General features: G+C 44.5%; 24 protein-coding genes. 12 read left to right on the plus strand and 12 right to left on the minus strand.

Going from position 1 to position 25,067, the window contains the following annotated elements:
* Positions 1-36 precede the first annotated feature (36 nt).
* Together glgC and JX580_RS07805 are read right to left on the minus strand one after the other, a co-directional pair.
* Positions 37-1,302 (minus strand): glucose-1-phosphate adenylyltransferase, encoded by a 1,266-nt coding sequence (gene glgC, locus JX580_RS07800; RefSeq protein ID WP_248849986.1) that lies wholly within the window; start codon positions 1,300-1,302, stop codon positions 37-39.
* A 30-nt stretch (positions 1,303-1,332) separates the two neighbouring features.
* A complete protein-coding gene (locus JX580_RS07805; RefSeq protein WP_248849987.1) occupies positions 1,333-2,289 on the minus strand; it encodes an ROK family protein in 957 nt (318 codons plus the stop codon).
* A gap of 181 nt (positions 2,290-2,470) precedes the next feature.
* Here JX580_RS07805 and JX580_RS07810 point away from each other — a divergent pair, with 181 nt between their 5' ends.
* Positions 2,471-3,409, plus strand: coding sequence for a KpsF/GutQ family sugar-phosphate isomerase (locus JX580_RS07810; protein ID WP_248849988.1), 939 nt, complete (start codon positions 2,471-2,473; stop codon positions 3,407-3,409).
* A gap of 9 nt (positions 3,410-3,418) precedes the next feature.
* On the opposite strand, the gene JX580_RS07815 is transcribed toward JX580_RS07810, so the two are convergent.
* The 3 genes from JX580_RS07815 to JX580_RS07825 are packed head-to-tail and all read right to left on the minus strand — an operon-like array spanning position 3,419 to position 6,052.
* Positions 3,419-4,360, minus strand: a complete 942-nt coding sequence (locus tag JX580_RS07815; protein WP_248849989.1) for a hypothetical protein — start codon at positions 4,358-4,360, stop codon at positions 3,419-3,421.
* Between the two features lie 4 nt (positions 4,361-4,364).
* Entirely contained in the window at positions 4,365-5,039 is a 675-nt protein-coding gene (gene murU / locus JX580_RS07820; RefSeq protein ID WP_283103577.1) for an N-acetylmuramate alpha-1-phosphate uridylyltransferase MurU, read from the minus strand.
* Positions 5,039-6,052 (minus strand): aminoglycoside phosphotransferase family protein, encoded by a 1,014-nt coding sequence (locus tag JX580_RS07825; protein WP_248849990.1) that lies wholly within the window; start codon positions 6,050-6,052, stop codon positions 5,039-5,041. The genes murU and JX580_RS07825 overlap by 1 nt, the downstream gene beginning before the upstream one ends.
* A gap of 81 nt (positions 6,053-6,133) precedes the next feature.
* Here JX580_RS07825 and JX580_RS07830 point away from each other — a divergent pair, with 81 nt between their 5' ends.
* From JX580_RS07830 to JX580_RS07855, 6 genes are read left to right on the plus strand one after another with little or no spacing between them, the layout of a single operon-like run.
* Positions 6,134-8,476: an LPS-assembly protein LptD gene (locus JX580_RS07830; RefSeq protein ID WP_248849991.1), complete on the plus strand. Its 2,343-nt coding sequence runs from the start codon at positions 6,134-6,136 to the stop codon at positions 8,474-8,476.
* A 20-nt stretch (positions 8,477-8,496) separates the two neighbouring features.
* Positions 8,497-9,486, plus strand: a complete 990-nt coding sequence (locus JX580_RS07835; RefSeq protein WP_248849992.1) for a peptidylprolyl isomerase — start codon at positions 8,497-8,499, stop codon at positions 9,484-9,486.
* Positions 9,483-10,478, plus strand: a complete 996-nt coding sequence (pdxA, locus tag JX580_RS07840) for a 4-hydroxythreonine-4-phosphate dehydrogenase PdxA (RefSeq protein ID WP_248849993.1) — start codon at positions 9,483-9,485, stop codon at positions 10,476-10,478. Before JX580_RS07835 ends, pdxA begins: the two co-directional genes overlap by 4 nt.
* Positions 10,465-11,268, plus strand: a complete 804-nt coding sequence (rsmA, locus tag JX580_RS07845; protein ID WP_248849994.1) for a 16S rRNA (adenine(1518)-N(6)/adenine(1519)-N(6))-dimethyltransferase RsmA — start codon at positions 10,465-10,467, stop codon at positions 11,266-11,268. Before pdxA ends, rsmA begins: the two co-directional genes overlap by 14 nt.
* Before the next feature lie 3 nt (positions 11,269-11,271).
* Positions 11,272-12,120, plus strand: coding sequence for a symmetrical bis(5'-nucleosyl)-tetraphosphatase (locus tag JX580_RS07850; protein ID WP_248849995.1), 849 nt, complete (start codon positions 11,272-11,274; stop codon positions 12,118-12,120).
* A 7-nt stretch (positions 12,121-12,127) separates the two neighbouring features.
* The gene (locus tag JX580_RS07855; RefSeq protein ID WP_248849996.1) at positions 12,128-12,703 is read left to right on the plus strand and encodes a hypothetical protein; all 576 of its coding nucleotides are present in this window, start codon (positions 12,128-12,130) and stop codon (positions 12,701-12,703) included.
* Here the strand turns inward: JX580_RS07855 and lnt are convergent.
* Genes lnt through miaB form a run of 5 tightly spaced genes read right to left on the minus strand, consistent with a single transcriptional unit; the run spans position 12,700 to position 18,112 of the window.
* Positions 12,700-14,229, minus strand: a complete 1,530-nt coding sequence (gene lnt, locus JX580_RS07860; protein WP_248849997.1) for an apolipoprotein N-acyltransferase — start codon at positions 14,227-14,229, stop codon at positions 12,700-12,702. The genes JX580_RS07855 and lnt overlap by 4 nt on opposite strands.
* Positions 14,230-14,231: 2 nt before the next feature.
* On the minus strand, positions 14,232-15,098 hold the full coding sequence (locus JX580_RS07865) for an HlyC/CorC family transporter (protein WP_248849998.1): 867 nt from the start codon (positions 15,096-15,098) through the stop codon (positions 14,232-14,234).
* Positions 15,099-15,141: 43 nt separating this feature from the next.
* Complete coding sequence (ybeY, locus tag JX580_RS07870) at positions 15,142-15,621, minus strand: rRNA maturation RNase YbeY (RefSeq protein ID WP_248849999.1); 480 nt, start codon at positions 15,619-15,621, stop codon at positions 15,142-15,144.
* A 3-nt stretch (positions 15,622-15,624) separates the two neighbouring features.
* Positions 15,625-16,611 (minus strand): PhoH family protein, encoded by a 987-nt coding sequence (locus JX580_RS07875; protein ID WP_248850000.1) that lies wholly within the window; start codon positions 16,609-16,611, stop codon positions 15,625-15,627.
* Positions 16,612-16,663: 52 nt separating this feature from the next.
* The gene (gene miaB / locus JX580_RS07880) at positions 16,664-18,112 is read right to left on the minus strand and encodes a tRNA (N6-isopentenyl adenosine(37)-C2)-methylthiotransferase MiaB (protein WP_283103578.1); all 1,449 of its coding nucleotides are present in this window, start codon (positions 18,110-18,112) and stop codon (positions 16,664-16,666) included.
* Between the two features lie 202 nt (positions 18,113-18,314).
* Between miaB and JX580_RS07885 the strand changes: the two genes are divergently transcribed.
* The 4 genes from JX580_RS07885 (at position 18,315) to JX580_RS07900 (ending at position 21,630) form a co-directional block, all read left to right on the plus strand.
* Entirely contained in the window at positions 18,315-18,962 is a 648-nt protein-coding gene (locus JX580_RS07885) for a protein-L-isoaspartate O-methyltransferase family protein (protein ID WP_248850001.1), read from the plus strand.
* A 169-nt stretch (positions 18,963-19,131) separates the two neighbouring features.
* The gene (locus JX580_RS07890) at positions 19,132-19,482 is read left to right on the plus strand and encodes a c-type cytochrome (protein WP_248850002.1); all 351 of its coding nucleotides are present in this window, start codon (positions 19,132-19,134) and stop codon (positions 19,480-19,482) included.
* The gene (locus tag JX580_RS07895; RefSeq protein ID WP_248850003.1) at positions 19,472-20,791 is read left to right on the plus strand and encodes an NAD(P)/FAD-dependent oxidoreductase; all 1,320 of its coding nucleotides are present in this window, start codon (positions 19,472-19,474) and stop codon (positions 20,789-20,791) included. Before JX580_RS07890 ends, JX580_RS07895 begins: the two co-directional genes overlap by 11 nt.
* An 11-nt stretch (positions 20,792-20,802) precedes the next feature.
* On the plus strand, positions 20,803-21,630 hold the full coding sequence (locus JX580_RS07900) for a c-type cytochrome (RefSeq protein ID WP_248850004.1): 828 nt from the start codon (positions 20,803-20,805) through the stop codon (positions 21,628-21,630).
* A gap of 52 nt (positions 21,631-21,682) precedes the next feature.
* Here the strand turns inward: JX580_RS07900 and JX580_RS07905 are convergent, their stop codons facing one another.
* Both JX580_RS07905 and JX580_RS07910 read right to left on the minus strand, forming a co-directional pair.
* Positions 21,683-22,696 (minus strand): YbgA family protein, encoded by a 1,014-nt coding sequence (locus JX580_RS07905; protein ID WP_248850005.1) that lies wholly within the window; start codon positions 22,694-22,696, stop codon positions 21,683-21,685.
* A gap of 18 nt (positions 22,697-22,714) precedes the next feature.
* The gene (locus JX580_RS07910) at positions 22,715-24,073 is read right to left on the minus strand and encodes an anti-phage deoxyguanosine triphosphatase (protein ID WP_248850006.1); all 1,359 of its coding nucleotides are present in this window, start codon (positions 24,071-24,073) and stop codon (positions 22,715-22,717) included.
* Positions 24,074-24,245: 172 nt separating this feature from the next.
* Between JX580_RS07910 and JX580_RS07915 the strand changes: the two genes are divergently transcribed.
* Positions 24,246-24,947, plus strand: coding sequence for an FKBP-type peptidyl-prolyl cis-trans isomerase (locus tag JX580_RS07915; RefSeq protein WP_248850007.1), 702 nt, complete (start codon positions 24,246-24,248; stop codon positions 24,945-24,947).
* Positions 24,948-25,067: the final 120 nt, after the last annotated feature.

The following is a 25,067-nucleotide window of genomic DNA, read 5'->3' on the forward strand; positions in this document are numbered from 1 at the left end:
GTTTAGAGGGCTCTCTAACAAGCCCTGATTAATGTTTTAACGGGTAAAGTGCATATTTTGACCAAGCATTTCTGGAGTCACTAGCACTAAACCCTTTTCGTCAACGTAAAAACGTTTCGCATCCTCTATTGGGTCTTCACCAATAATGGTGCCAGCCGGAATGACCGTGCCCTTATCAATAATGGCATTTTGAATTCGACAATTTCGCCCCACCTCAACCCGCGGCAGCAATACAGAATCTTTAACCAAAGAAAAACTATGAATAAAGCAGCCGCTTGAAATGACAGAACGCTTGACACGTGCACCAGATAGAATACAGCCTGCAGAAATCATCGAATCAATGGCCTCACCACGACGGCCTTCGTCATCAAACGCAAACTTAGCCGGAGGCATTTGTGCTTGATAGGTCCAAATTGGCCAATCTCGATTATACAGATTTAACTCCGGTGTAATCGAACAAAGGTCCAAACTTGCTTTCCAATAGGACTCAAGTGTACCTACATCACGCCAATAAACCGGTTCCCCTTTTTCATCTTGGAAAGGATAAGCCCGCACATGCCAGTCATTGATAATAGATGGAATAATATCCTTACCAAAGTCGTTTGATGAATTTGGATTATCATGATCTTCAATCAATTTTTGGAACAGGAACTCGGTAGAAAAAATATAAATACCCATTGAAGCGAGTGCCATATCAGGTTTACCGGGTACGGCTTCAGGATCTTTAGGTTTTTCCGTAAACTTAGTGATTCGGTAATCTTGATCTACCGACATCACACCAAAACCGGTTGCCTCCATACGTGGCACCTCAATACACCCAATCGTCACATCAGCGCCTGAATTGGCATGTTCAACCAACATCTTGCTATAATCCATAGAGTAGATATGATCACCGCCCAATACCATAACGTATTCGGGCGTATGACGACGCATAATATCTAAGTTTTGGTAAAGCGCATCAGCCGTGCCTTTGTACCATTCCTTATCAACTCGCTGTTGAGCGGGCAACAATTCAACAAACTCACCCACTTCATAACGCATAAAGCTCCAAGCGCGCTGCACATGACGAATTAGTGAATGCGCCTTGTACTGTGTCAAAACACCAATTTTACGAATACCCGAGTTCACACAGTTGGAAAGCACAAAGTCAATAATGCGATATTTGCCACCAAACGGAACAGCAGGCTTTGCACGCCAGCGCGTCAGATCCTTTAGGCGACTCCCTTCACCGCCGGCCAATACCAACGCAAGAGTTTTACGGGTTAGTTCGGTTGCACTTTTTGTTTCTGTATAGTTCTTCATAAAAATCCTCTTATTGTATTGGTAATTTTTTTAACTGACTAAGCGCAGTGCACGCACTGCTGCGCCTCTGAGTCCCAAGGTTTCGTCCTTGACCAGATACACCGGCATAGATTTAACCAAATTACTCATTCTTCCCTTCGCATGGAGTGCGCTAAGGAATTGTGGCTGCTTCATCCAATGCTCTATTTTTGCTGCAATACCACCGGCAATATAAATTCCTGCTCTTGCGGGCCAAAGCAATGCAAGATTTCCAATATAACCGCCATATATTTCAACAAAACTATCAAGGGTTTTTTTTGCTGTCATATCCCCCTGCTCTGCTAACTGGTGAATCACCGGGGCAGACAACCAGGCCTGGCTATCTTTAACAGGCAGGTCAGCATAAAACGCATAAAGAGCCTCCAGCCCCGCACCCGACAAAATACGTTCTGATGACACATGAGACCAAAGCTGCCAGAGCCAGACTAACAGCGATTGCTGTTCCGGAGTTTGCGGTGAAAAGTCCATATGTCCACCCTCACAGGGCTGCGGCCAAAAACCATCCAAACAGCGCACAACCGGTGCGACCCCTAAACCTGTTCCTGCACCAACCACCAATCGATTACCTCGCCCGTCATATTCTCCTGGATGCAAGGTGATCCATTGATCCGTACTCAGGGCATCGATTCCGAATGCTGCGGCTTGAAAGTCGTTAATCAACTCTAGCTTATTAATGTAACCGGAAGCTTGCAATGCATCGGCATCTACCCGCCAAGGCAAATTAGTTAAGGTCGCTTGGCGGCCAGAAACAGGGCCAGGCAACCCAAAACATGCGGCTTCAAACTGCGTAAAATGATGGTGAGAACAAAAGGTGTGAATAATTGATTCCAGCGAGTCATACGACTGGCTAGGAAACTTGGCTTGTGCCAGCACCTTACCTGGGTTATTAAGGTCAATAGCTTGCAAAAGGGCTTTAGTACCCCCAATATCACCGGCTAACACTAACACATGCACACCCTTTATAGCGAAATTAGTTAATAGACAGTTTAGCAGGTTTTATTTTAAATTTTCCAATTGATCATCGCATAAGTTTGCATAATTGATTTAAAGCAGGCATTGGCTCACTATAACTCCATATCGTTCAGATCTTTTGGTTAAAATAACCAGCTATGATTAAAGGAAAGCGTTTATGAGTCATCACTTAGAGATTGCAAAAAGTGTATTTGAAATCGAAGCCGCTGCGATTGAGAACCTCAGCCTCCTGCTCGATGAACAATTTGAATATGCGATTGATGCCATTTTAAAATCCAAAGGCCGTGTTGTGGTTTGCGGAATGGGTAAATCCGGTTTAATCGGAAAAAAAATGGTCGCCACCTTCGCCAGCACCGGCACTCCGAGTTTTTTTATGCACCCTGGGGAAGCTTTTCACGGTGATCTTGGCATGATTTCGGCTCAAGATGTCTTTCTTGCACTTTCTAACTCAGGTGAGACCGAAGAACTGATCCGTTTACTGCCTTTTTTAAGGGATAACGGCAACTGTATTATCGCAATGAGTGGCAACCCCAGCTCAACCCTAGCAAAAAATGCAAACTACCACTTAAATATTGCCGTACCTAAAGAGGCCTGCCCCCTCCAGTTGGCTCCCACTTCATCAACCACCGCTACCTTGGTGATGGGCGATGCCCTAGCCGTGGCTTTAATGCAGGCGCGTGATTTTAAACCACAAGACTTTGCGCGTTTCCACCCCGGAGGAAGCCTAGGGCGCAAGCTCTTAACGCGAGTCAGAGATGAAATGGCTACCGAAAATCTGCCTATTGTCTCACCGGATGCGCCGATGCTTGAAGTCATTCACACCATGAGCAATGGTCGCTTAGGCTTGTGTATTGTCGGTGAAGGCGAAGGGATTATTACCGATGGCGACTTAAGGAGACAACTTGAAATCAATGCCGCTGAAATCATGAAACTGCGCGCCAAGGATATTATGACGCTGAAACCTAGAAGTATTGATGCCGATGCGATGCTAGCCGATGCGGAGAACCTAATGAATCAGCATAAAATCACATCACTACTGGTCACAGCAAAGGGCAAGCTTGCCGGAGTCATTCAGATTTATAACCTCGCCATCTGATTAGCCCGCTTAATCTGGCCAGGCCTGATTTGTAAGCGGCGCAGGTTGACTAGCCCCAACTGCGTTCAACTCAAGGCTTAGGTTATAGGTTTGGTCATTATTAAACGTTAAGGTGGCACGCCCTGCTCGCCCTTCAAGTATAATTTTACCCTCAATCGGCCGGTTAATCCGGCGAGGGTCACTGGCCGTCAATACACGGTCCGTGTCAAGATTCGCTCCTGTTGAAACCTCAACCCAGCCATAACTAGGATGATAAATCTTGCCATTGTAAATGGCTCTGTCCGCAATAAAGGTTACCTTGAAATCCTGATAACGCAAAACTGACTGAGTTTCTGCCGAGCGATTGGAAACCTGCTTGACCACAAGACTTTGGTAGTTATAAGTAGGCTGTCCATTTTCACGCGCGACCCGAAGCGGCCCACCCACCTCAAGGGTATAGAAACCGTCCATTCGTTTACGATAAGCGATAAAATCAACCCAAAAAAGTGATTGATCGCCAGTGTAAACCTGCTTACCCCATTCTGCCGAGTGAGTATTCCATAAAGGCGTCGGATTACAATAATGATTAAAATCTAGCGTAATAAAAGGGCTATCCTCCTGCCGTTGCTCCGGCTCTTCAATCCTCAACGCCCCATCACAAGTTCCGGCACGAGCGACTTCGACACCGGGTGTAATCGTCAAGGCCTCATCATGCCATAAATGAAAAATTGATTGATGACGATGATGAAACTCAAATGCTTCGGCGAACGCCTGAGCCTCGATCAAACTGTCCATACGAGCTTCAATGGTCTGACCATTGGCAGGATAATCCACCCCATAATCAATTTGACTTTCGGCGGTGTTATCCGTGGTATTCAGTTCGGTTTTGTTTGAATCCAAGCAACCTGCCATCAAAGGCATGCATAGCAAAACCAAGCTGCTCAAAGGTTTAATTAAAGTTCGTTTTAACATAAGCTTATAAACTCTTTTGTCTTTGATTGATTTGAGCAAGCCGCTCCGGCGTACCGACATCACTCCAATCGCCCCGATAAATTTGCCCAGAAACCTGTTGTAATCGCATCGCTTCACGCAAAAGTGGTGCTAAGGCTAAACGCTCGGCTCTGAGTCCAGAAAAAAACTGAGGATGAAAAACACTCATGCCCGAAAAAGTCCACTCCCCCTGAGGTAAAACCAGGCCTGCTTGATTCAAACCAAAATCGCCTTGAGCCTTGTAGCAAGGGGTAGGCACCAGAACGCAATGGGCTTGCAACGGCTTGGGCAGTTTACGAGGTAGGTTTGAAAAATCAAAATCAGTAAACACATCGCCATTGACTAGCCAAAAAGCTTGATCTCCAAGCAAAGGCAAGGCTTGAATGATGCCACCGGCCGTTTCCAATCCGCCATCAGGTTCGGCTGAGTAATGGATTTTTAATCCCCATTTTTCGCCGTTACCGAGTGCTTCCTGAAACTGTTCGCCCAGCCACGCATGGTTAATTACCACCTCCTTCACCCCGGCCTCTGCCAGTTTTTCCAAATGAAAAACGATCATCGGTTTGCCGTTAATCGGAAGCAAAGGCTTTGGCGTAGTATCGGTAAGTGGGCGCAGACGTTCGCCTCTACCTGCCGACAAAATCATCGCTTTCAACGCCATCAAATCCTAACCTCAGCAAACCTAAAGGCCAGCTTTTCTGTCCAATTTACCAATGGTAGCATCTCTGCGTAGCCCGAGCCTGTCTGAATAATATAGTTTAGTGTTCTAGGAATATCATTTAAATATCCGGCTTTAGCATCGCGATGATAGAGGCGAGCAAAAATGCCCGAAGCTTTGAGGTGCCTTTGAATCCCCATCCAATCCATCGCTTGGATAAAGCCTGTCCATTCGCTTTTGGTTAGACTGCCCTGCTGACATAGCATTAAAAAATACTGTCGCTGCCATTCACGCACCTGCTCAACAGGCCAATCGACATAACAATCACGCAATAGAGACACCGCGTCATAGGTCAAAGGGCCCAGAACCGCATCCTGAAAATCCAAAATCCCCGGGTTGTTCTCTCTAGTCAACATAAGATTTCGGCTGTGATAATCACGATGGACATAAACCTGCGGTTGCGCTAGAGCTGAGTCAATTAAATAACGTTGGGTTTCTAACCAGGCCTGCTGCTCAAGCTTTGACATCACTAAATCACAATGAGCTTGCCCCAGCCAATCATTAAAAAGCGCCATTTCTTGACCAAGTAATGCCGGACTATATTTAGGCAAAAGGCTCGCATCCGCCTGAGTTTGTAATTTAACCAACACACGCAATGCATCAGCGTAAAGCGCTTCGGCATTCGCAGGAGTCAAGGCAGCGAGGTAAGTGGTCGAGCCTAAATCAGTCAACAAAAGAAACCCTTGCAACAAATCTTGCTCGGCAACAACTGGAACCTGCAACCCAAGCGAGGCTAACTGCTTCGACACCTGAATAAAAGGCAGGCAATCCTCTTTTTCCGGCGGCGCATCCATAATAATCCAGCTCTGCTCGCCATGCCTATCTCTAAACAGGACTCTAAAATAACGTCGAAAACTCGCATCACTCGAAGCCGCAACCGGTGAATCTAATTCGCCCGATTGAAACCGAGATAGGTTTGCCAACCAGGCCTGCATCTGTAAAAATCTGGAATCCATAATTTGCTTTAGTCAACGCTTGATTAATAAGTCAGGTAAAATACCCCGAATCTTTGCCAATTAGATAGTTTTGTATAGAAAATGTCAATTTTTACCCGGCTCACGCCTCTTTTTGTTTTTTTAATGGGTCTATCGACACTGGCGATGGGGCAAACTCAGAACACTGAAACCACGCCCCCATTGACCTGTGGCATTGATTGGTTATTCCCCCCTTTACCCCTCCCTGACAGTGAATCTAAAACCCAGATTGAGGCGAATCAACTTCGACAACCTGATCAATTTCAGATTCAATTAATCGGCAAGGTTCGGCTAACAGAACCAGGCCTGGTTGTGCTCGCCGACCAAATAGAATACGACCGAGCTCGTCAAGCCATGAGATTAAAAGGCACTATTCAACTACATCATCAAACCCTTCTGCTCAGTAGCGAGTCGGCTTTTTATAATCAGCCAGAGCAAACGGCTCAACTGGATAACCTGTCCTATCAACTTAAACCCAGCGGCTATCATGGTAAAGCTAGCCAACTTAACTTTGATGGTGGGCAGCAAATCAGCCAATTAACTCAAGCTACTTTTACAACCTGCTCGTTAGATAATCCGGCTTGGCAGCTTAATTTTAATCGGCTTGAAATCAATCAAAAGACGCGCCGACTTTATGGTCATCATGGCTTTCTCAGCGTGAAGGGCGTGCCTCTGCTCTATACCCCCTACATTGATGTCCCTTTGGATCAACGCGCCACCGGCTTTTTGTTTCCGACTTTTGGCAGCCATAAACCCGCGGCTTTGTCTCAGTCACAAATGCTCGTTGCTATTCCTTTTTACTGGGTTATCGCAGACAACTATGACGCAACCTTTAATTTTCTTTTTTTACAACAACGCGGCCTACTGCTTGATACCGAATGGCGCTACCTTCAACGCCAGCATCAAGGAGAAGTTCAATTAGCACTGACCCAAGATCAACTTGTAAAAAAACAAGGTTTAGCTTATCTTGACCCACAAGGGCAAGACCAACAAATGGTCGCCAATGACACCCGCTGGCGCGCCAGCATGCAAGGTCAACAAAATTGGAATGCTCAACTGACTAGCCAAGTTCAATGGCACGAAGTATCTGATCCGGACTTCTATAATGATTTTCCACTTGGTCTGAGCCAGACAAGCCTAAACCTCGGCAGTCAATCTCAAGCTCTCGAACGCCAAGTAAGATTCAATTTTCAGCAATCAAACTTAAACGCGCACATTCAACACCATGGCTATCTACCTTTGCGTAACGGTGAACAAACCATTTTAGAAAAAAGCCCTGAAATTGGCATAAATTGGCAACAGAACTGGGGGAGATTAAAAACTGAACTTTATGCAGAGGCAACAGAATTCAAACGTTATTCCGGCTTCAATAACTTTGTCGATGCCGGCTATGTTCGAGCGCAAGCATTAGGCAATGGATTGACTGATGATCCATACCTGCACCAAGGTCAACGTGTTGTTATTCAGCCTCGATTGACCTATCGAATCGACCAACCCTATGGTTTTGCTCAAGCGAATATCCAAGCCAATTACCGACACTATCAATTAACCAATGCCGCTAACAATTCAAATAGCGACAGCCTGGTCATGCAATACGCCCTGAGGGGTGGCTTAGTTTTCGAACGTGATTTGAGCTTTCGCGGCACCGCATTTATTCAAACCCTTGAACCACAAATTCAATGGCTCTATGTTCCCTATCAGGATCAAAGTCACTTAAGTCTGTTTGATACCGGCAATAACAGCCTTGACTTTAGCAACCTATTTCAACTAAACCGATTTAGTGGATTCGATCGGATAGGCGATACCCAACAAATCAGCCTAGCCTTGAGCAACCGTCTTTTTAATCACCAAGGGCAAGCCCTGGGAGAGCTGGCTTTGGGTCAGATTTTTTACCTTAAAGATCGACATGTCAATCTGAGCGAACAACAGATTGATAGCACCCAACGTTCCGATTATTTTGTAAAGTTGTCCAGCCATTTTAAAAAGCTTGACATCGCATCGACCAGCCAATTTGATCCAGACAACTTAAAACTCAACCAAACGCTCAATCGCTTAAAATGGAATGCGTGGCAACCGCTTGATCTGTTAGCGATTCATCAAGGCTTAGCTCTCAATAACCCGGAACAACGTCAACAAAATCTAGCCAGTGGAATTATTTTAAGTCTAAGTTCAGATTGGCAGGTCGCCAGCTACCTTAACTACGACCTCGAAACCAGTAGTTATCGTGAGTTTAGCGCAGGACTGCGTTATGATAGTTGCTGCTGGGCATCAGAACTGATGTTTAAACAAGAACAAATTGCTGATGGGCGTTATAATTATTCGGTTAAATATGTAATTGAGTTCAAAGGACTCAGTTCTATAGGGCAACCTATGACCGATCAAATCCAACAATCTTTAAACTTTTAACTCAAGAAAAAAGACAAACTATGTGGCAAACCTCAAAAAAATTCAGTTTTATTTTACTTAGCCTTAGCTTTGCACTGATATTCACAGCACCACTGCATGCACAAACGCTGCTTGATCGCATTGTTGCGGTGGTCAATGATGAAATTATCCTTCAAAGCGAACTTAACGAAGAAATCCAACAAGCTATGGTTGAGCTTAGACAAAGACAAATCACTATTCCAGATCGCGAAAGTCTGCGCCAACGTGTTCTGGACAACATGATTATGCAAACCTTACAAGAGGAACGGGCGCGCCAGCGTGGGTTGCGCGTCTCCGATGAGGAAGTAAACGAACAACTATTGCAAATGGCAGAAGCTAATAACCTTACCCTACTGCAACTCATTGATGCATTGAACCGCCAAATGCCAAATGGCTTTGCTCAAGTTCGCCAAGAGATTAGCGATCAAATCCTAATTCAAAAGCTAAGAGAAATTGAAGTCATCAGCCAAATATTTGTTACCGAGCAAGAAGTCGCACATTTTATTCAGCGCCGCCAGTTAGAGCAAAACAACTTTCTCTATCACCTTGCCCATATTTTAATCACTCGTCCAGACTCACCTACTCGTGAACAACGCATTGAATTGGAAAACAAGGTTGAAGATATTCATCGACGCCTGCGCCTTGGTGAGGATTTTGCACAACTTGCCGTTCGCTATTCCGAAGGCAGTCAAGCCTTGAATGGAGGCGACTTAGGACGTCTGGAGTTTGACCAAATCCCCTCATTCTTTGCTGATGCAATTGAGCGATTACAGCCTGGCGAAATCAGTCCTATTATCGAAAGCCCTTCCGGCTACCATATCGTTAAACTCCATGCCCTTATCGAAACCGGTAAAGAGCGAGGCATTACGCTTGAGCAAGAAGCTATCCAAGCTATACGCATGCGCAAAGCCAATGAAACATTTGATCTTTGGTTGCGCCGTTTACGTGACGAAGCTTACATTGACATTAAACTCAATGTGGTGAGCCAATGAAACCTGCACGTCTTGCCATCACTTCTGGCGAACCGGCAGGCATTGGGCCTGACCTAGTCATTCAACTGGCTCAACAACACTGGCCGATTCAATGGGTCGTGCTCGGTGACCCAGAGCTTCTGCAACAACGCGCTGAACAGCTAGACCTTCCGCTTGAAATTCTCAGCTACCGACCCGATGCGCCTGAAACGATTTGCCAACCCGGACAAATATTTGTATTACCCATCACCCTCAGACAACCCGCTAGCGCCGGTGTGCTTAATGCTGCCAATGCAGACTATGTTATAGAGATGCTGACACGTGCTACCCAAGGCTGCCTAAACAATGAGTTCTCTGCCTTGATTACTGGACCCGTTCACAAGGGTATTATTAACCAAGCGGGGCTCAAATTTTCCGGACACACCGAATTACTAGCTGAATTAAGCAATACCGAACAAGTGGTCATGATGCTGGCGACGCCTGGTTTAAGAGTTGCGCTGGCTACCACCCATCTACCGCTGATTGATGTCGCATCGGCAATCACCCCCTCTTTGCTCGACAAGGTTATGCGTATCACCTATCAGGCACTTGAACAAGATTTTGCCATTGACTCACCTTGCTTATTGGTTGCCGGTTTAAACCCACATGCCGGCGAAGATGGGCACATGGGGCGTGAAGAAATAGACATTATTCACCCGGTTATTCAACAACTCCAAACCGAGGGGATGGATATCCGAGGTTGCTATCCAGCAGACACCCTCTTTACACCAACCAAGTTGCATCAAGCTGATGCGATACTTGCGATGTATCACGATCAAGGCTTACCGGTTCTCAAGCACATGGGATTTGGAAATGCAGTCAATATCACCCTTGGACTGCCCTTTATCCGCACATCGGTTGATCATGGAACCGCCCTTGAGCTGGCCGGCACCGGAAAAGCAGATACCGGTAGTTTTCATTATGCGATTCAAGTCGCGCTAGAAATGCTGGAGGCGCAACGTGAGCGGACATAAGCACAAAAAACAATTTGGTCAAAACTTTCTGAATAATACCAGCGTCATTCACAATATAGTAGCTGCCATATCGCCACAAGCCAATCAACACTTGGTTGAAATTGGACCCGGTGAAGCCGCACTCACGGAACCCTTGCTAGACCGTGTAGCTAAACTGGATATTATTGAAATTGATCGTGATTTAATAGCGCCCTTGACCCGCCGTTTTCAACACCACTCCGCATTTCACTTACATAATGCCGATGCTCTTAAATTTGACTATCGTCAGCTCACTAGCAGGCCTAGTGAAAAACTAAGAATGGTAGGAAATTTACCCTATAATATTTCAAGCCCGCTGATTTTTCACCTGTTAGATCAGGCTGAAATAATTAGTGATATGCACTTTATGTTGCAAAAAGAGGTGGTTGAGCGCTTAACTGCCACGCCCGGAAACAAGGCTTTTGGCCGCCTTAGCGTGATGGTTCAATATGCCTGTCAGACCGAATATTTATTTACAGTAGGCCCGGAAAACTTTACGCCTGCACCCAAAGTAGACTCAGCAATAGTGCGCCTAATTCCATACGCCAGCCCTCCTTTTAAAGCCGATCAGTTTTCTGATTTTGCAGCTTTGGTTAAACAAGCTTTTAGCCAAAAACGTAAAACCCTGCGTAACACCTTAAAAAATTGGCTTACCGGAGAACAGATTGAGCACTGTAATATTGATCCCGGTTTGCGTGCGGAAGCACTCGAAATTGCAGATTTTGTTCGGCTCTCCAACCTTTTCACCCAGCTCAAAAAGGAACAAGGATAAACTGTGGCGACTTATATTATCGGCGATTTACAAGGCTGCTTTGATCCGCTTCAAGCCCTGTTAGCGCAGATTAATTATCATCCGGCGAAAGACCAGCTCTGGTTTGTCGGTGATATTGTCAATCGAGGCCCCCAATCTCTTGAGTGCTTGCGGTTTGTCAAATCACTCGGTACAACTGGTCAAATGGTTTTGGGCAATCATGACTTTCATCTGATAGCGAGTGCTTTAGGAGTAGAAAAGTACCGTGCCAAATCGGACACCTTAGAACCCATACTGAACGCACCCGATGCGGATGAGCTGATCAATTGGCTACGCCAACAACCGCTATTGGTCAAACACCCACAGTATGCGGCAATCATGGTACATGCAGGCATTCCTCCTCAATGGTCTGTCGAAGAAGCCCTAAAATATTCAAAAGAAGTCGAAACCATATTAAGAGGAGAACAATGGCAAGACTTTATCAAGCATCATCTTTTTGGATCTAAAACACGCGAATGGCACCCATTGATTAGCGGATGGGAACGTCTAAGATATATCGTCAATGCTTTTGCACGAATGCGTTATTGTGACCCGCATGGCAAACTTGACTTCGAACAAAAAGGCGCACCTTCTTCTTCGTTTGGCCGCTACCAACCCTGGTTTACCCACCCCAATCGCCGCAACAAAGACCATCAAATATTTTTTGGCCACTGGTCAACACTAGGTGGTTTAGATGGCTATCAAGTTCATGCTACCGATACTGGCTGTTTATGGGGTGGATTATTGACCGCCTACTGCCTAGAAACCCAACAGCGCCATACATATCAGTGCCCCCAGGCAGCGCAACCTAAAAAATCACGAAGCCCAGCATAGTAAGTTCATGGCCCAGCATACTGAAAAAAACCAGCCGACCAAACCAAGCAAACCAGCAGCTGAAAGCTTATTGCAACGACTTCAACAAGTAGACACAGATCAGTTCAACCTTAAGCAGATTGAAGAAGAATTAATGGGAGAAAAGATTTGGGTCAAAGTATTAACCATTCCGGTGACCATGTTAATCCTGCTAATATTAACTTTTGTAGGTGCATGGTTGAGTGGTAATATCTTTGCCAGTTTTATTGTCAGTGCTGTGCTGATTTACTTTATAGGCAAGCTGTTTGAAGGTTTTGAAAGTCGGTATAAATGGCAAGCGCGCCAAGAAGTAGAAAAACGCATCCTAGAAACAGAGGATGTGGAAGGATTAATCGTCCACTTTAAAGCCTTTCTACCGACTCGTTATAGACACCTGGTTCAATGCCTTAAAAAAGGCAATGCCCGCCATATAGACCAATATATCCAAGCCGTCAATCTACTACAACAAAAACTTGATCACCAAAAGTTCACTCACGCTTGGCACCTAGCGCACCCTGAAACCAAACCTGAAGAACCTGATTTACAAAACAACGACCCAGTTTAGGGCCGGTACTTTCTTTTCCAAGCAGCATAACCTAATATTAGAATAACCCAACTCCACACAGGCCAATTAATCCAGCGTGCATAAGGCGTGATCCCATGATAGGGTTGAATATCACCACGTAAAACACCCATTTCATAAGCAGGTATTTCTGCTTTAATCTGGCCTTTAACATCAATAATCACGGTGTAGCCTGTATTGGTTGCTCTTGCAATTTCTCTGCCCAACTCACGGGCACGCAACTGGGCTTCATGCCTCAATTGGGCCGGCTCAAACGTATGTGCAAACCAGGCATCATTACTAGTGGTTACAAAATAGCGTGCCTGCCTGGCATCCGCTGCTAACTCAGCACCAAACATCATTTCAAAACAAATTGATACACCGGTTGAATGGCCTGCCAATTTCAATAGGGGCTGCGCTGAATGACCCGCCGTAAATTGGGAAAAAGGAAAACCAAACTGATTGGCAAAATAACTGACCAGGCCTGCAAAAGGATAATACTCACCAAACATCACTAGATGACGTTTGTGGTACTGCTGGCTTGAATCACGCAGATTAACCATCGCATTGTAATAAACATCAGAGTCAGCTTCACGAACAATCACGCCAACCAACACATCCTTTTGCTGCGCTGTCGCCTCATTAATCAGATTTCTTAACACAATTCGCGAGGCTTGGTCATAATAACCAGGAATCGCAGTTTCAGGCCAAACGATTAAATCAGCATCCCAATTTTCACGGGTTAAAGCGATATACTCACGCACCATCGGAATAAAGCGCTCTGTTTGCCATTTTAAATCCTGAGCAATATTGCCCTGCACTAGAGCGACGTTGACAGGCTGATCAATCGGCTCAACCCAATCCACTTGTTGCAGCCACCAAGCAGGTAAAATCAGCGCCACCAAAGCTAAAACACCCCAAAAAAAGCGAGCAGTTAACCACAGACTGAGCAGCATCCCCGCCATACTCGCCAATAAAAAGCTAACCCCAAAAACCCCAAAAACCGGCAAATAGCCATCAAGCAAATCACCCAATTGACTTCCGCCAAGTAACAAAAAAGGAAGGCCGCCCAAGATGTGGGCACGCACTAATTCAAACATAACCCAGCTAGCTGGCAATAAAATAACTAAAAAGAAAAAAGATGAATTGGGGGTTCGATTTGAGGGCAACAATAGCCGTGCTAATCCTCCCGCAAAGGCAGGAAAGAGTGACAGCAATAAAACAAACCCTATCACAATCAAAATCGCAGAGATCATACCTGCATCAGAATAGAAATAGACACTCGAAAACAGCCAGCTCACACCTAATCCAAATTGACCCAATCCGAACCAGAGCCCATATTTGAAAGCCTTTAAAGGCGTGTCAGCCTGTCGAGCCCACAACCAAAACAAGCCCAACAAGGAGACCAAAGCCAGAAACGAAAACCCAAACGGCGGAAAAGAAAAAACGCTCGTCAACCCCAGCATAAACGCCAGTACAGCAAAACGATCAGGTTGAAAAACCTGCTTGATAATTGATAATAGCCGCATGATTAGTCGATTAGATCTGTGTTATTCGGCAAAGGTTTGACTAAGAACAAATGCACGCGTCGATTGTCAGCTTTAATCACCCTTAAAAGCAAGCCTTGCAGCTCCAACTCTTCGCCCTTTTGCGGCACATGCCCTAAAACACTGGCCACCAAGCCACCTAGCGTTTCACTGTTTGACTCATTCTCTTGAGACAAATCCACGCCAAATTCTTCAAAAAAGGCACTCAATGGGGTAATGGCCTGCACCTTAAAACAATCACCATTCTGGGGTTTGATATAGTCTTCTTCATCTTCATCATGTTCATCTTCAATGTCACCCACAATTTGTTCCAGTACATCTTCGATAGTAACCAGGCCTGCTAAAGCGGCATATTCATCCACCACTAAGGCCATGTGATTGTGGCTTGATTTGAACTCCCGAAGCAAGACATTCACACGTTTACTTTCAGGGATAAACACAGGGGGACGGTAAATAGCTCGCAAATCTTCAATAGAATTAAGCTTACCCTCAACCATTAAACGCAGTACATCTTTTGCGAGTAAAATGCCGACAATTTCGTCCTTACTCTCTGAGACAACAGGATAGCGTGAGTGCGCGGATTCAGCAATTTCTTTTAGGATTAAAGATAAGGGTTCAGACTCATCAATCACATCCACCTGAGGACGCGGTACCATTATGTCGCGCACTCGAGTCTCAGAGACGCCTAAAACACCTTGAATCATATACAGGGCATCCGTATCAAGCAAACCTTGCTTTTGTGCCTCGTTCAACATCTCCAGTAAATCTTCACGATCTTCGGGTTCGCCTGAAAATAAGCGTGTAATTCGCTCTAACCAAGACGAACCGTTACTACTGTCTGCGTCACTCATGATGCTTTTTAGTCTCCAAAAATTAAAGGGAATTAAATTTAATTTAGTCGTTATAAGGATTGTCAAACCCAAGTCGTTGCATAATTTGCTGCTCTAAAGCTTCCATTTGCTCGGCTTCGCGATCATCAATATGATCGAAACCTTGAAGATGTAGACATCCATGCACAAGCATGTGTGCCCAATGGGCTTCAAGGGATTTGCCCTGGTCTTTTGCTTCTTGTGCTACAACAGGCGCACAAACGACAAGGTCACCAAGATACAGAGGTTCATCCACGTCAAGCTCAAACGGCATGTCAAACTCAAACGACAGGACATTGGTGGGTTTATCCATCCCCCTATAATCACGATTCAGCTGTTGGCTTTCTTCGTTATCCACAATCCGTAGCGTTATTTCAATATCAGTTTCAGCTAAATCCGGCTGCAATGCCTCTGTTAACCAGGCCTGGCAACGTGCCTGGGTTAATATGGCTTGCAAAGTGCTATCCTCAGTTGCCCACTGTAATTCTATTATTCTGTCTGCCATGGCTTAATGCCCCTGTCGCTGTTGGCGAGATTGATTTTCATAAGCCTGAACAATACGTTGCACCAAAGAATGGCGCACAACATCTTGCGCTTGAAAGAAGGTAAAACCGACTTGATCCACTTCTGCAAGCACTTCAATCGCATCTCTTAAACCCGACTTTTGATGCTTGGGCAAATCACACTGAGTAATATCACCCGTGATGACAGACTTAGAACCAAATCCCATCCGAGTTAAAAACATCTTCATCTGTTCAACCGTGGTATTTTGGGCTTCATCCAAAATAATAAATGCCTCATTAAGCGTACGGCCTCGCATAAAGGCTAAGGGGGCAATCTCAATCACATTCTTTTCTATCAAACGCTCCACCGCTTCAAAGCCTAACATATCAAACAAGGCATCATATAGCGGCCGTAAATAGGGATCGACCTTCTGCGTTAAATCACCGGGCAAAAAGCCTAATTTTTCACCCGCCTCAACCGCTGGCCGGGTTAATACGATACGCCTTACCTGTTCTGCCTCCAGAGCCGCTACCGCGCAGGCAACCGCCAAATAGGTTTTGCCGGTTCCTGCCGGCCCAACACCAAAGTTAACATCCTTTTGTTGCACTAGGTTTACATAGTTACTTTGATTAGGGTTGCGCGTTTTAATTGGTTTTCTGCGAATTTTAACAATAGACTGCTTGTAATCCAGTGGCTTGGGGTGATCAAAACCCCGTGTCTGCAAGCTAAGGTGAATATCTTCAGGCAACAAGGTTTTTTGCTTGGCTTGTAGATACAAGTCACGCAATAACTGCTCAGTTTTTACCAAGCGTTCTGCCTGACCGGTGACCCGAAAATTAAATCCTAGTTGGTTAATTTCCACACCAAGGATAAGCTCAAGCTGGCTGATATGTTGATTGTGCCAGCCACAAAGATTTTGCAGCTGTTCGTTGTTTTGTGGCCCCAATTCAAAATGAATGGTTTCAAGAAGACACGTTTGAGATTCAGACAAAATTCTACTACCTAAGAGTTAAGGTTTTCATTTTATAAATAAAATTTTCGAATCACAAGGCATAAAACTGTGAATGTGAACGCCCCGCCTCAGGTTTACCGACCAGTTCACCGCGTAAAGAATTCGATAAAGCCTCGGTAATACGCACATCCACAAAGGTACCGATCATATCCAAGTCACCTTCGAAGTTCACAACACGGTTATTCTCAGTACGCCCAGCCATCTCATTGGCTGACTTACGTGACAAACGCTCAACCAAAATACGCTGTACCGTTCCAACCATCGCCTCACTATAGACCAAGGTTTGCTGATTCAAAAGTTCCTGCAAAGCATATAAACGTTGCTTTTTCACATCCATTGGCACGTCATCCGGCAGGCCTGCCGCAGGGGTTCCGGGTCTTGGACTATAGATAAAACTGAACGAACGGTCATATTTCAAGTCTTCAACCAACTTCATGGTAGCCTGAAAATCCTCTTCGGTTTCACCGGGAAATCCAATAATAAAGTCGCCGGACAAGCTCAAATCAGGACGATGTGCTCGAACCTTTCTTATAATTGATTTGTATTCTAACGCTAAGTGGTTTCGCTTCATCAACGCCAGAATCCGATCCGATCCGGCTTGAATGGGTAGGTGCAAATGAGAAACCAATTCTGGGATCTCAGCAAACGCATTAATAATACTTGAAGTCATCTCATTTGGGTGCGAGGTGGTATAGCGAATTCGATCAATCCCCTCCACTTGGCGTACAGCATGCATTAACACCGCTAGATCTGCAATCTCTCCATCGGCCATTAGCCCACGATAAGCATTCACATTTTGACCTAACAAGTTTATTTCACGCACTCCTTGCGCGGCTAGACTTCGTACTTCAGCAAGCACATCCTCAAATGGACGACTCACCTCTTCGCCACGCGTGTAAGGTACCACGCAAAATGTACAGTATTTGGAACAGCCTTCCATCACTGATACAAAAGCCGAGACACCACTGGATTCAGGTTTAGGAAGATAATCAAATTTCTCAATTTCAGGAAAGGAAATATCAATCACCGCCTTAGCTTTACCCTTGATTGAGCGAGTTCCCAAGGCTTCGTTAATCATTGCGGGCAGCCTGTGCAAGGTTTGAGGTCCAAAAATAACATCGACATAAGGCGCACGCTGGCGAATTACCTTGCCCTCCTGAGATGCAACGCATCCCCCAACGCCAATAACACGATGCGGCTTTTCTGCCTTCCACTTTTTCCACTTGCCCAACTCATCAAACACTTTTTCTTGCGCTTTTTCACGAACTGAACAGGTATTCATTAATAACACATCGGCTTCTTCAGGTGTTTCAACCAAGCGTAAACCGTGGGTATTTTCTAAAAGATGTGCCATCTTTTCTGAATCATATTCATTCATCTGGCAACCATAGGTTTTTACCAGCAAACCTCCGCCCACCAGCGACTTACTCAAGTCGATCACAGGGGATTTCAATTCAGCTATTTGGGGACGATTTGACATGACACACCTTTTAATTAATCCTAATTTAAAACAGCCGGCTAGTTTAGCACAAAACCCAACCTTACTAATAAAATTAGCCACAATGGCTCACTTCATGTTAACGCCATCTCCCCATAGATTAAAAAATTCGTTATAATCCTTGGATATTTTATTAAAACCTCTCTAAACGAGAAATCAATCGCTAACAAACAAGGAAAAGTCTATGAACCTAGATCAAGCGCGTTTTTTTATGGTTGAACAACAAATCCGTCCTTGGGACGTGCTTGACCCTCAAGTGCTTGACCTATTAGAAAACTTGCCCAGACATCAATTTGTAGCTGAAAGCCAACAAAAACTAGCCTACTCTGATATTGAACTACCCATTGGAGAAGGCCAACAGATGCTAGCTCCAAAGATAGAAGCCAAAATTATGCAAGCGATTGATGTTGCTGAATCTGATGAGGTTCTTGAAATAGGTACCGGCAGTGGCTATATGACCGCATTACTCGCCAGTCTGGCCCAATCGGTGACCACGGTTGAACTTTTTGAGTCTTTACAAACCACGGCTAAAACCCGACTAGGTTCGTTTGACAATATTAAATTTTACCTAGGTGATGCCTCTCAGACATGGAATGATTTAAAAGATTATGACGTGATCGTGCTCACAGGCTCTTGCAGCAAGTTGCCTGATAGCTATAAAACCAAACTAAAACTCGGCGGTCGCTTGTTTGCGATAGTTGGACAAAGCCCAGCGATGGAAGCACTACTGGTTACACGCCTGAGCGAGCATGAGTGGCTTGAGGAATCATTATTTGAAACGGTTGCGCCACCACTAGTTAATGCAGAAGCTAAGCAAACATTCAAATTCTAAGCCAAAGGCTTTTCTTTCAATAACGCCAGCTAAAGTTGGCGTTATAACTTCCAGTTTATCCTCTTATAAGTTTTCTCTATAAGCATCTATTAAAAAAACTTGTGATGTAGCAGATTTTCTTTATATAAAATATTTTGCCGATTTCATACTAAATTAAGGATGCTGTTCTATGAAAAGACTTGCTCCGTTATTTGCTGCAGGCCTGCTAGCATTAGGCGCCAAAGCACATGCAACAAATGATGAACTAAGATTTGATCCAGAAGCAATGGCTTGGTTATGCGCGCCCTGTCACGGCACTATGGGTCGTGAATTCTACGAATCTATGCCGGGACTTGCTGGGTTAGACCCCAAGTTTTTTACTGAAACCATGATTGATTATCGAGAAGGTCGTCGTGCTACCACCATCATGGACCGCGTGGCTCGTGGTTTCACGGATGCAGAAATCAAGGCGATGGCACTTTGGTTTGCTGAACAGCCTGCTGAACAGTGGAATCCTAAGGAGCTTGCAAATGAACAATAATCTTCCTACTTTTTCACGCCGTGAACTGATTAAACACTTTGGCTTGGGTGCTGTCGCACTATCCGGATTATTTGGCGCAAGTCATCAAGCCTTTGCTAAAAACGCACAGCATGTCTTGGTTGTCGGCGGTGGTATTGGTGGTGCGACCTTTGCTAAATACTTACGATTCGCTGATTCAGATGTCAAAATTACCGTTATTGAGCCCAACAAGGAATACATTACGTGCCTGCGCACCAATGATGTCATGGTCGATTTGCATACCCTTGATGAATTAACTTTTAGCTATGACACCCTAAGAAATCAGTATGGAATTCAGTTTTTATTTGACAGTGTGACAGATGTCGATTTCGATAAAAAACAAGTACGCACCGCAAAAGGTGAAAAAATCAGCTATGACAAATTGGTGCTCTCACCTGGAATTGACTTTCGTTTTGAAGACCATGAAGGCCTTGACGCTGAAGTAGCCGCTTCTCAGGTACCGCATGCCTACAAAGCAGGCCCGCAAACCCTATTACTTCGTGATCAAGTTCAAAGTATGCCTCAGGGTGGGACCTTTGTGCTTTCCCCACCAGCAGGTGAGTTTCGCTGTCCACCCGGCCCTTATGAGCGGGCGTCAATGTTTGCTGAGTGGATGCAAAAGCATAATCCAACCGGCAAGGTATTGATCCTTGACCCCAAGAACAACCATTCAAAATTTGGTCCTTTCCGTAAAGGCTGGGAGCGTTTGTATGGCTTTGGTAGTGACAATTCAATGATTGAATGGGTCTCATTAGACGAAGGTGGTAAGGTTATAGCAGTTGATCCTAAACGAAAAGTCGTCAAAACCGATCACGGCACAGAAATCAAATATGATGCGTGCAACCTTATACCTAATCAACGTGCAGGAAAAATCGCTCAACACCTTGGGTTAACCGATCAATCTGGATGGTGCCCAATCCAGCGCAATACTTTTGAGTCTGAAATTCAAAAGAACGTCTATGTTTTAGGCGACAGCTCGATCGCCGATGCGATGCCAAAATCTGGTAACGCTGCCAATACTCAAGCAAAAGTAGCGGCTAAAGCAATTGCGGCGGAATTAAAAGGTGAAACCCCAGGCAACGCAATCTTCTCTAACGTCTGCTTCAGCCTAGTCGGATCACGCTACGGTATTAGTATTTCAGCAATTTATGAAGTTCGTGATGGTCTCATTAAACCTAAAGGTAAATCAGCCGGTGTCTCGCCAATTATCGACTCACCTGCGCAGGCCTCGCTTGAAGCCGTTTACCAAAAAAATTGGCACCGCACCTTTGTTAAGGACGTTTTCGGATAAGTAAGGATTAGATGATGACTAAAATTTTAAACATGAAAACAGCTAAAAGCCTAGTTGGTTTATCCGTAGCAACCTTATTGTTTGGTTGCTCTGGTGACCAAAACGAAACTCAAATATCCACTGCGAGCCAGACAAGCTTGACTGAAGCTAGCAGCCAGGTTAGCACACCAGCTAAGGAGGCTTCAATCCAAAAGCCAAGCGTCACAACAAAAGCCAGAGAAGTGATCGCATGGGATAGCGCCCAGCTTAGCGCAACAATTTCAGCCATGCCTAAGGGTGACATTCAGCGCGGAGAACAAGCCCACAATCAACTTATGTGTATTTCCTGCCATGCAGTCACCGGTCAACCCAACTCACGTAATTTTGTGAACTTAAATGCACAACCGGCCAATTATCTTAAAAAGGTTCTTATTGACTACCGTGATGATCGCCGTGCTGAAAGCTACGGTCAAGCTAAAATCATGACCTATATTTCAAAAGATTTAACCGATCAAAACATTTCGGATCTGGCTGTATTTTACGCTTCACAAGATCTGCCAAAAGGTAAGGATGCCGGCTTTTATGCGGATGACCATATAGGCCAACTCGTTCGCATGGGAGATATGTCTCGCGGCATTATGAGTTGCGCGGCCTGTCACGGTGCTGAGGGACAAGGAAACGGAGACCTATTCCCTGCTTTAGGCGGTCAGGAAGCCGACTATGCCGTACGTACGCTAAAAGCTTACCGTTCTGGTTTACGCAATAACGATGTGAATGCGATGATGCAAAATATCGCCAAAAACCTCACTGATGAAGAAATTGAAGGGTTAGCTGCTTATTACGAGAATCTCAATCCTTAAAAATTACAATCCATGCTTATTCATTCGGCAACCAGGCCTGGTTGCCGACTCACTAACCTCGCTTATCAAGATTTTTAAATGCGTTAATCTCTGAACGCAGTGCAAGTTCAGCCGGATAAGGATCAAAAATCCATTGGTCTGATAAATAATCGACCTTAAACTCTACAACCCAATGACGCAACAGCTTCATTAGAGCAATCAATGGAATAATCCCTTCTCGAAACTCTTCTAAACTTTCAAGATATAGGTTTTTCTGATAATCACTGACCTGAGATTTTACATAACCGTATAAATGATCCAATACATTAATCATTGCCGAACGCTGTGTTTTCGAGGCCAGCACCCGCCAAAATAAATCTTGATAACGTTCGGTCGATTCTTCCCAATTTTGACTCGTAGTTTGCGCAACAATAGGCCCCATTTGTCGATACAAAGCTTCATTTTTAGATAAAAGTAAAAACTTATGACGACGATGAAAAACTTGGAAATTTTTTACACTCTGAGGCTGACTGATAAATGTTCGCCAGCGAGCGAGACTAAATAATTGCAGTACAAAATTCTCACGCAACCACGGATCAAACAAACGTCCTTCATCCTCCAGCGCAATATGAGGCATTTTTTGCTGTAGCGCTTGGGTAAACAAGCCTTGACCAATCCCTTTTTCCGAGCCCAACCACTCCCCTGTAGGTTTATAAATTTTAATTCTATCCAAACCACAGGAAGGCGATTTAGCTTTAACTAAGGCACCATCAATCTGTTTTTTTACCAACCGATCAATCATTTTACGGTTATAGTCAACCAAGCCATCGGTATAATCCGTTCCTGAACGACCGCCTAATACGCGAATCTGTTGATCCACCTCACATAAGCGCACTGATTCTCTAGGGGTTCCCATCGCCGCATCTTCAGGACAAAACGGAATTAACTCAACAAACTTTGCTAAACGGTCGGTCAAAAAATCATCTTGAGCGTGGCCACCGTTGTAACGGCATTTGACCCCTAATAAACAGTTGGATACCGCTAAGCGAATTTTGGGCAGGCCTTCGGTTTGGTTTAGCTCAGACAAGATGCCTCCTTATTTAAATTACAATCGATCAAAAATGGAACCACTTTTCGGCATAAAAAATTTCTCATACAGACGCGATGCATAGGTGTTGGTCATACCGGCAATATAATCACAAATAACACGCTTGCGTTCACGTTCAGATTCAGCCTTTTGCACCTTTTTAAGGGTATTTGAAGGCAACAATCTATCGGCGTTCGCATCCAGCGCTTTAAATAACTCCATTACGATCAATTGCCCCTTATACTCCATGCCCTTTACCTCGGGAATGCTAATCACATTTTTAAACACAAATTTCTTCAATAAATCCAACACCACCGCTTGCGCTTCAGGCAAGCAGGCCTGGTAATGCAAAAGTGGATGAGAAAATAACCTATTTTCAGCCACAAATACATGCTCTACCATTAAACCGACCATCTTACTCACTGCATGCTTGCGTGATTTTGAACTCCCACTAAACAAACGCTCGGTCATCACATCATCCCATAAACCGTAGGTTTTAAATAATGGATTGTCCATTACCTCCGCCTGCCAGAGATCACGTGTTACCATTTTCATCGCTACCGCATCCTCTAAATCATGAATACCATAAGCAATATCGTCAGCAAGCTCCATAATGGTGGTATCAAATGCCTTATGACAAGTTTTAGCATGCTTAGGCGTTAACCCCAGTTCTAGCTCGGTAAACTGCATACGATCTTGTTCAGAAAAAGCGTCAAGAACCCAATCAAAAATCGGGCGCTCCTCTTGATAAATACTTTTGGGTGGCGACCAGGCCTGCATATTCCACACCTTGAAATCACTAACTTCAGGTTCAACTAACTGCTGCAAATAAGTCGGATTATGATTAATGACCTCATCATATATAGCAGGATATTTTAACACCCCCAATGTGGCTCGGCGCGATAGGTCAATCCCGTTATCAGGCGTATACTCACCTAACTTAGAGAGAATTCTTAAGGTTTGAGCATTCCCTTCAAATCCACCATGATGACGCATCATATAGTTTAATGCCACCTCCCCGCCATGTCCAAACGGCGGATGTCCCAAATCATGTGCTAAACAGATGGCTTCGATAAGGTAAAAAGAAGGCAACCATTCAACATAAGCTTTATCTTCGCCATCGGTAATAAGTTGCTCGACAATGCCGGATCCTATCTGGGCAACCTCCATCGAATGGGTGAGTCTTGTACGAAAAAAATCAGACTCGTTTAAACCAAAAATTTGAGTTTTAGATTGTAAACGTCTAAAAGATGCGGAGTGAATCACCCTAGCTCGATCGCGTTGATAAACAATGCGTGCAGGGCGAGCGTTATACTGATTAATATATTCACTGTACTTTTGCGTCCATATAGTCTCTTGCTCAATTGCGCCCATCATCACTCTCTCATAAACGTTAATGAATAAAGATCATAGCAAAACTAGCCAAGCTTAACAAAATACTAGATCAAAAAACCCTACGCATCTAGGCAAAATAACGAACTCTTGCATTTAATCAATTTCTAACGAGTATAATTAAAGCTCCATTTTACGATAACTAATAAGGAGCTCTATGTCACTCTCATCGAAAATAAAAAAAAGCGCCCTGCTGATTGGCACTCTTTTCATCAGTCAAAATGCTTTGGCCAATTTTGACAATCTAGAACAAAAAGCCAGCTATGCTATCGGTGTCGACCTTGCAAACAATCTCGAAAGCCAAGGGATTGAACTTGATGTAGACGCCTTCTTACTTGGACTGGGAGATCGTTTAAAAAAACACGAACTAAAACTCAGTGAGCAGCAAATGGCAAAAGCTATTCAAGACTTTACTCAAGCCTTAGAGATGAAGCAAAACGAGCGTTATGCCGCTCTTGCAAAACAAAACCTAGAACGTGGAAAAGCCTTCCTTAACGAAAATAAAACCAAACCGGGGGTCAATCAATTAGAAAGTGGCCTGCAATACCGAGTGGTTGAACAAGGCACTGGTCCCAAAGCAACCGATAGTGATGTAATTATTGCGCATTACCGAGGTCGGCTGATTGATGGTAGTGAATTTGATAGTTCTTACAATCGTGGCGTACCGATAGAATTTAAACTCAATGGAGTGATACCTGGCTGGCAAGAAGCATTAAAACTGATGAATGCGGGCTCGAAATGGGAAATATTTGTACCTGCAGACTTGGCCTATGGTGAACGTGGCGCGGGCAGTGTTATCGGTCCGAACGAAGTGTTGATTTTTGAAATAAACTTTATTACTACCGCAGTACTAGACTAAAAATAAAAAAAGCCGACGCTAAATTTGGCATCGGCTTTGTCATAAGACAATAAAAGCTCTTCAAGAGGAGTTGTTGAAAACAACGATTGCTATATTAATACAACTCACAGCTCATATCAA

This window comes from Thiomicrospira microaerophila, from assembly GCF_023278225.1.
GTDB classification, from domain to species: domain Bacteria; phylum Pseudomonadota; class Gammaproteobacteria; order Thiomicrospirales; family Thiomicrospiraceae; genus Thiomicrospira; species Thiomicrospira microaerophila_A.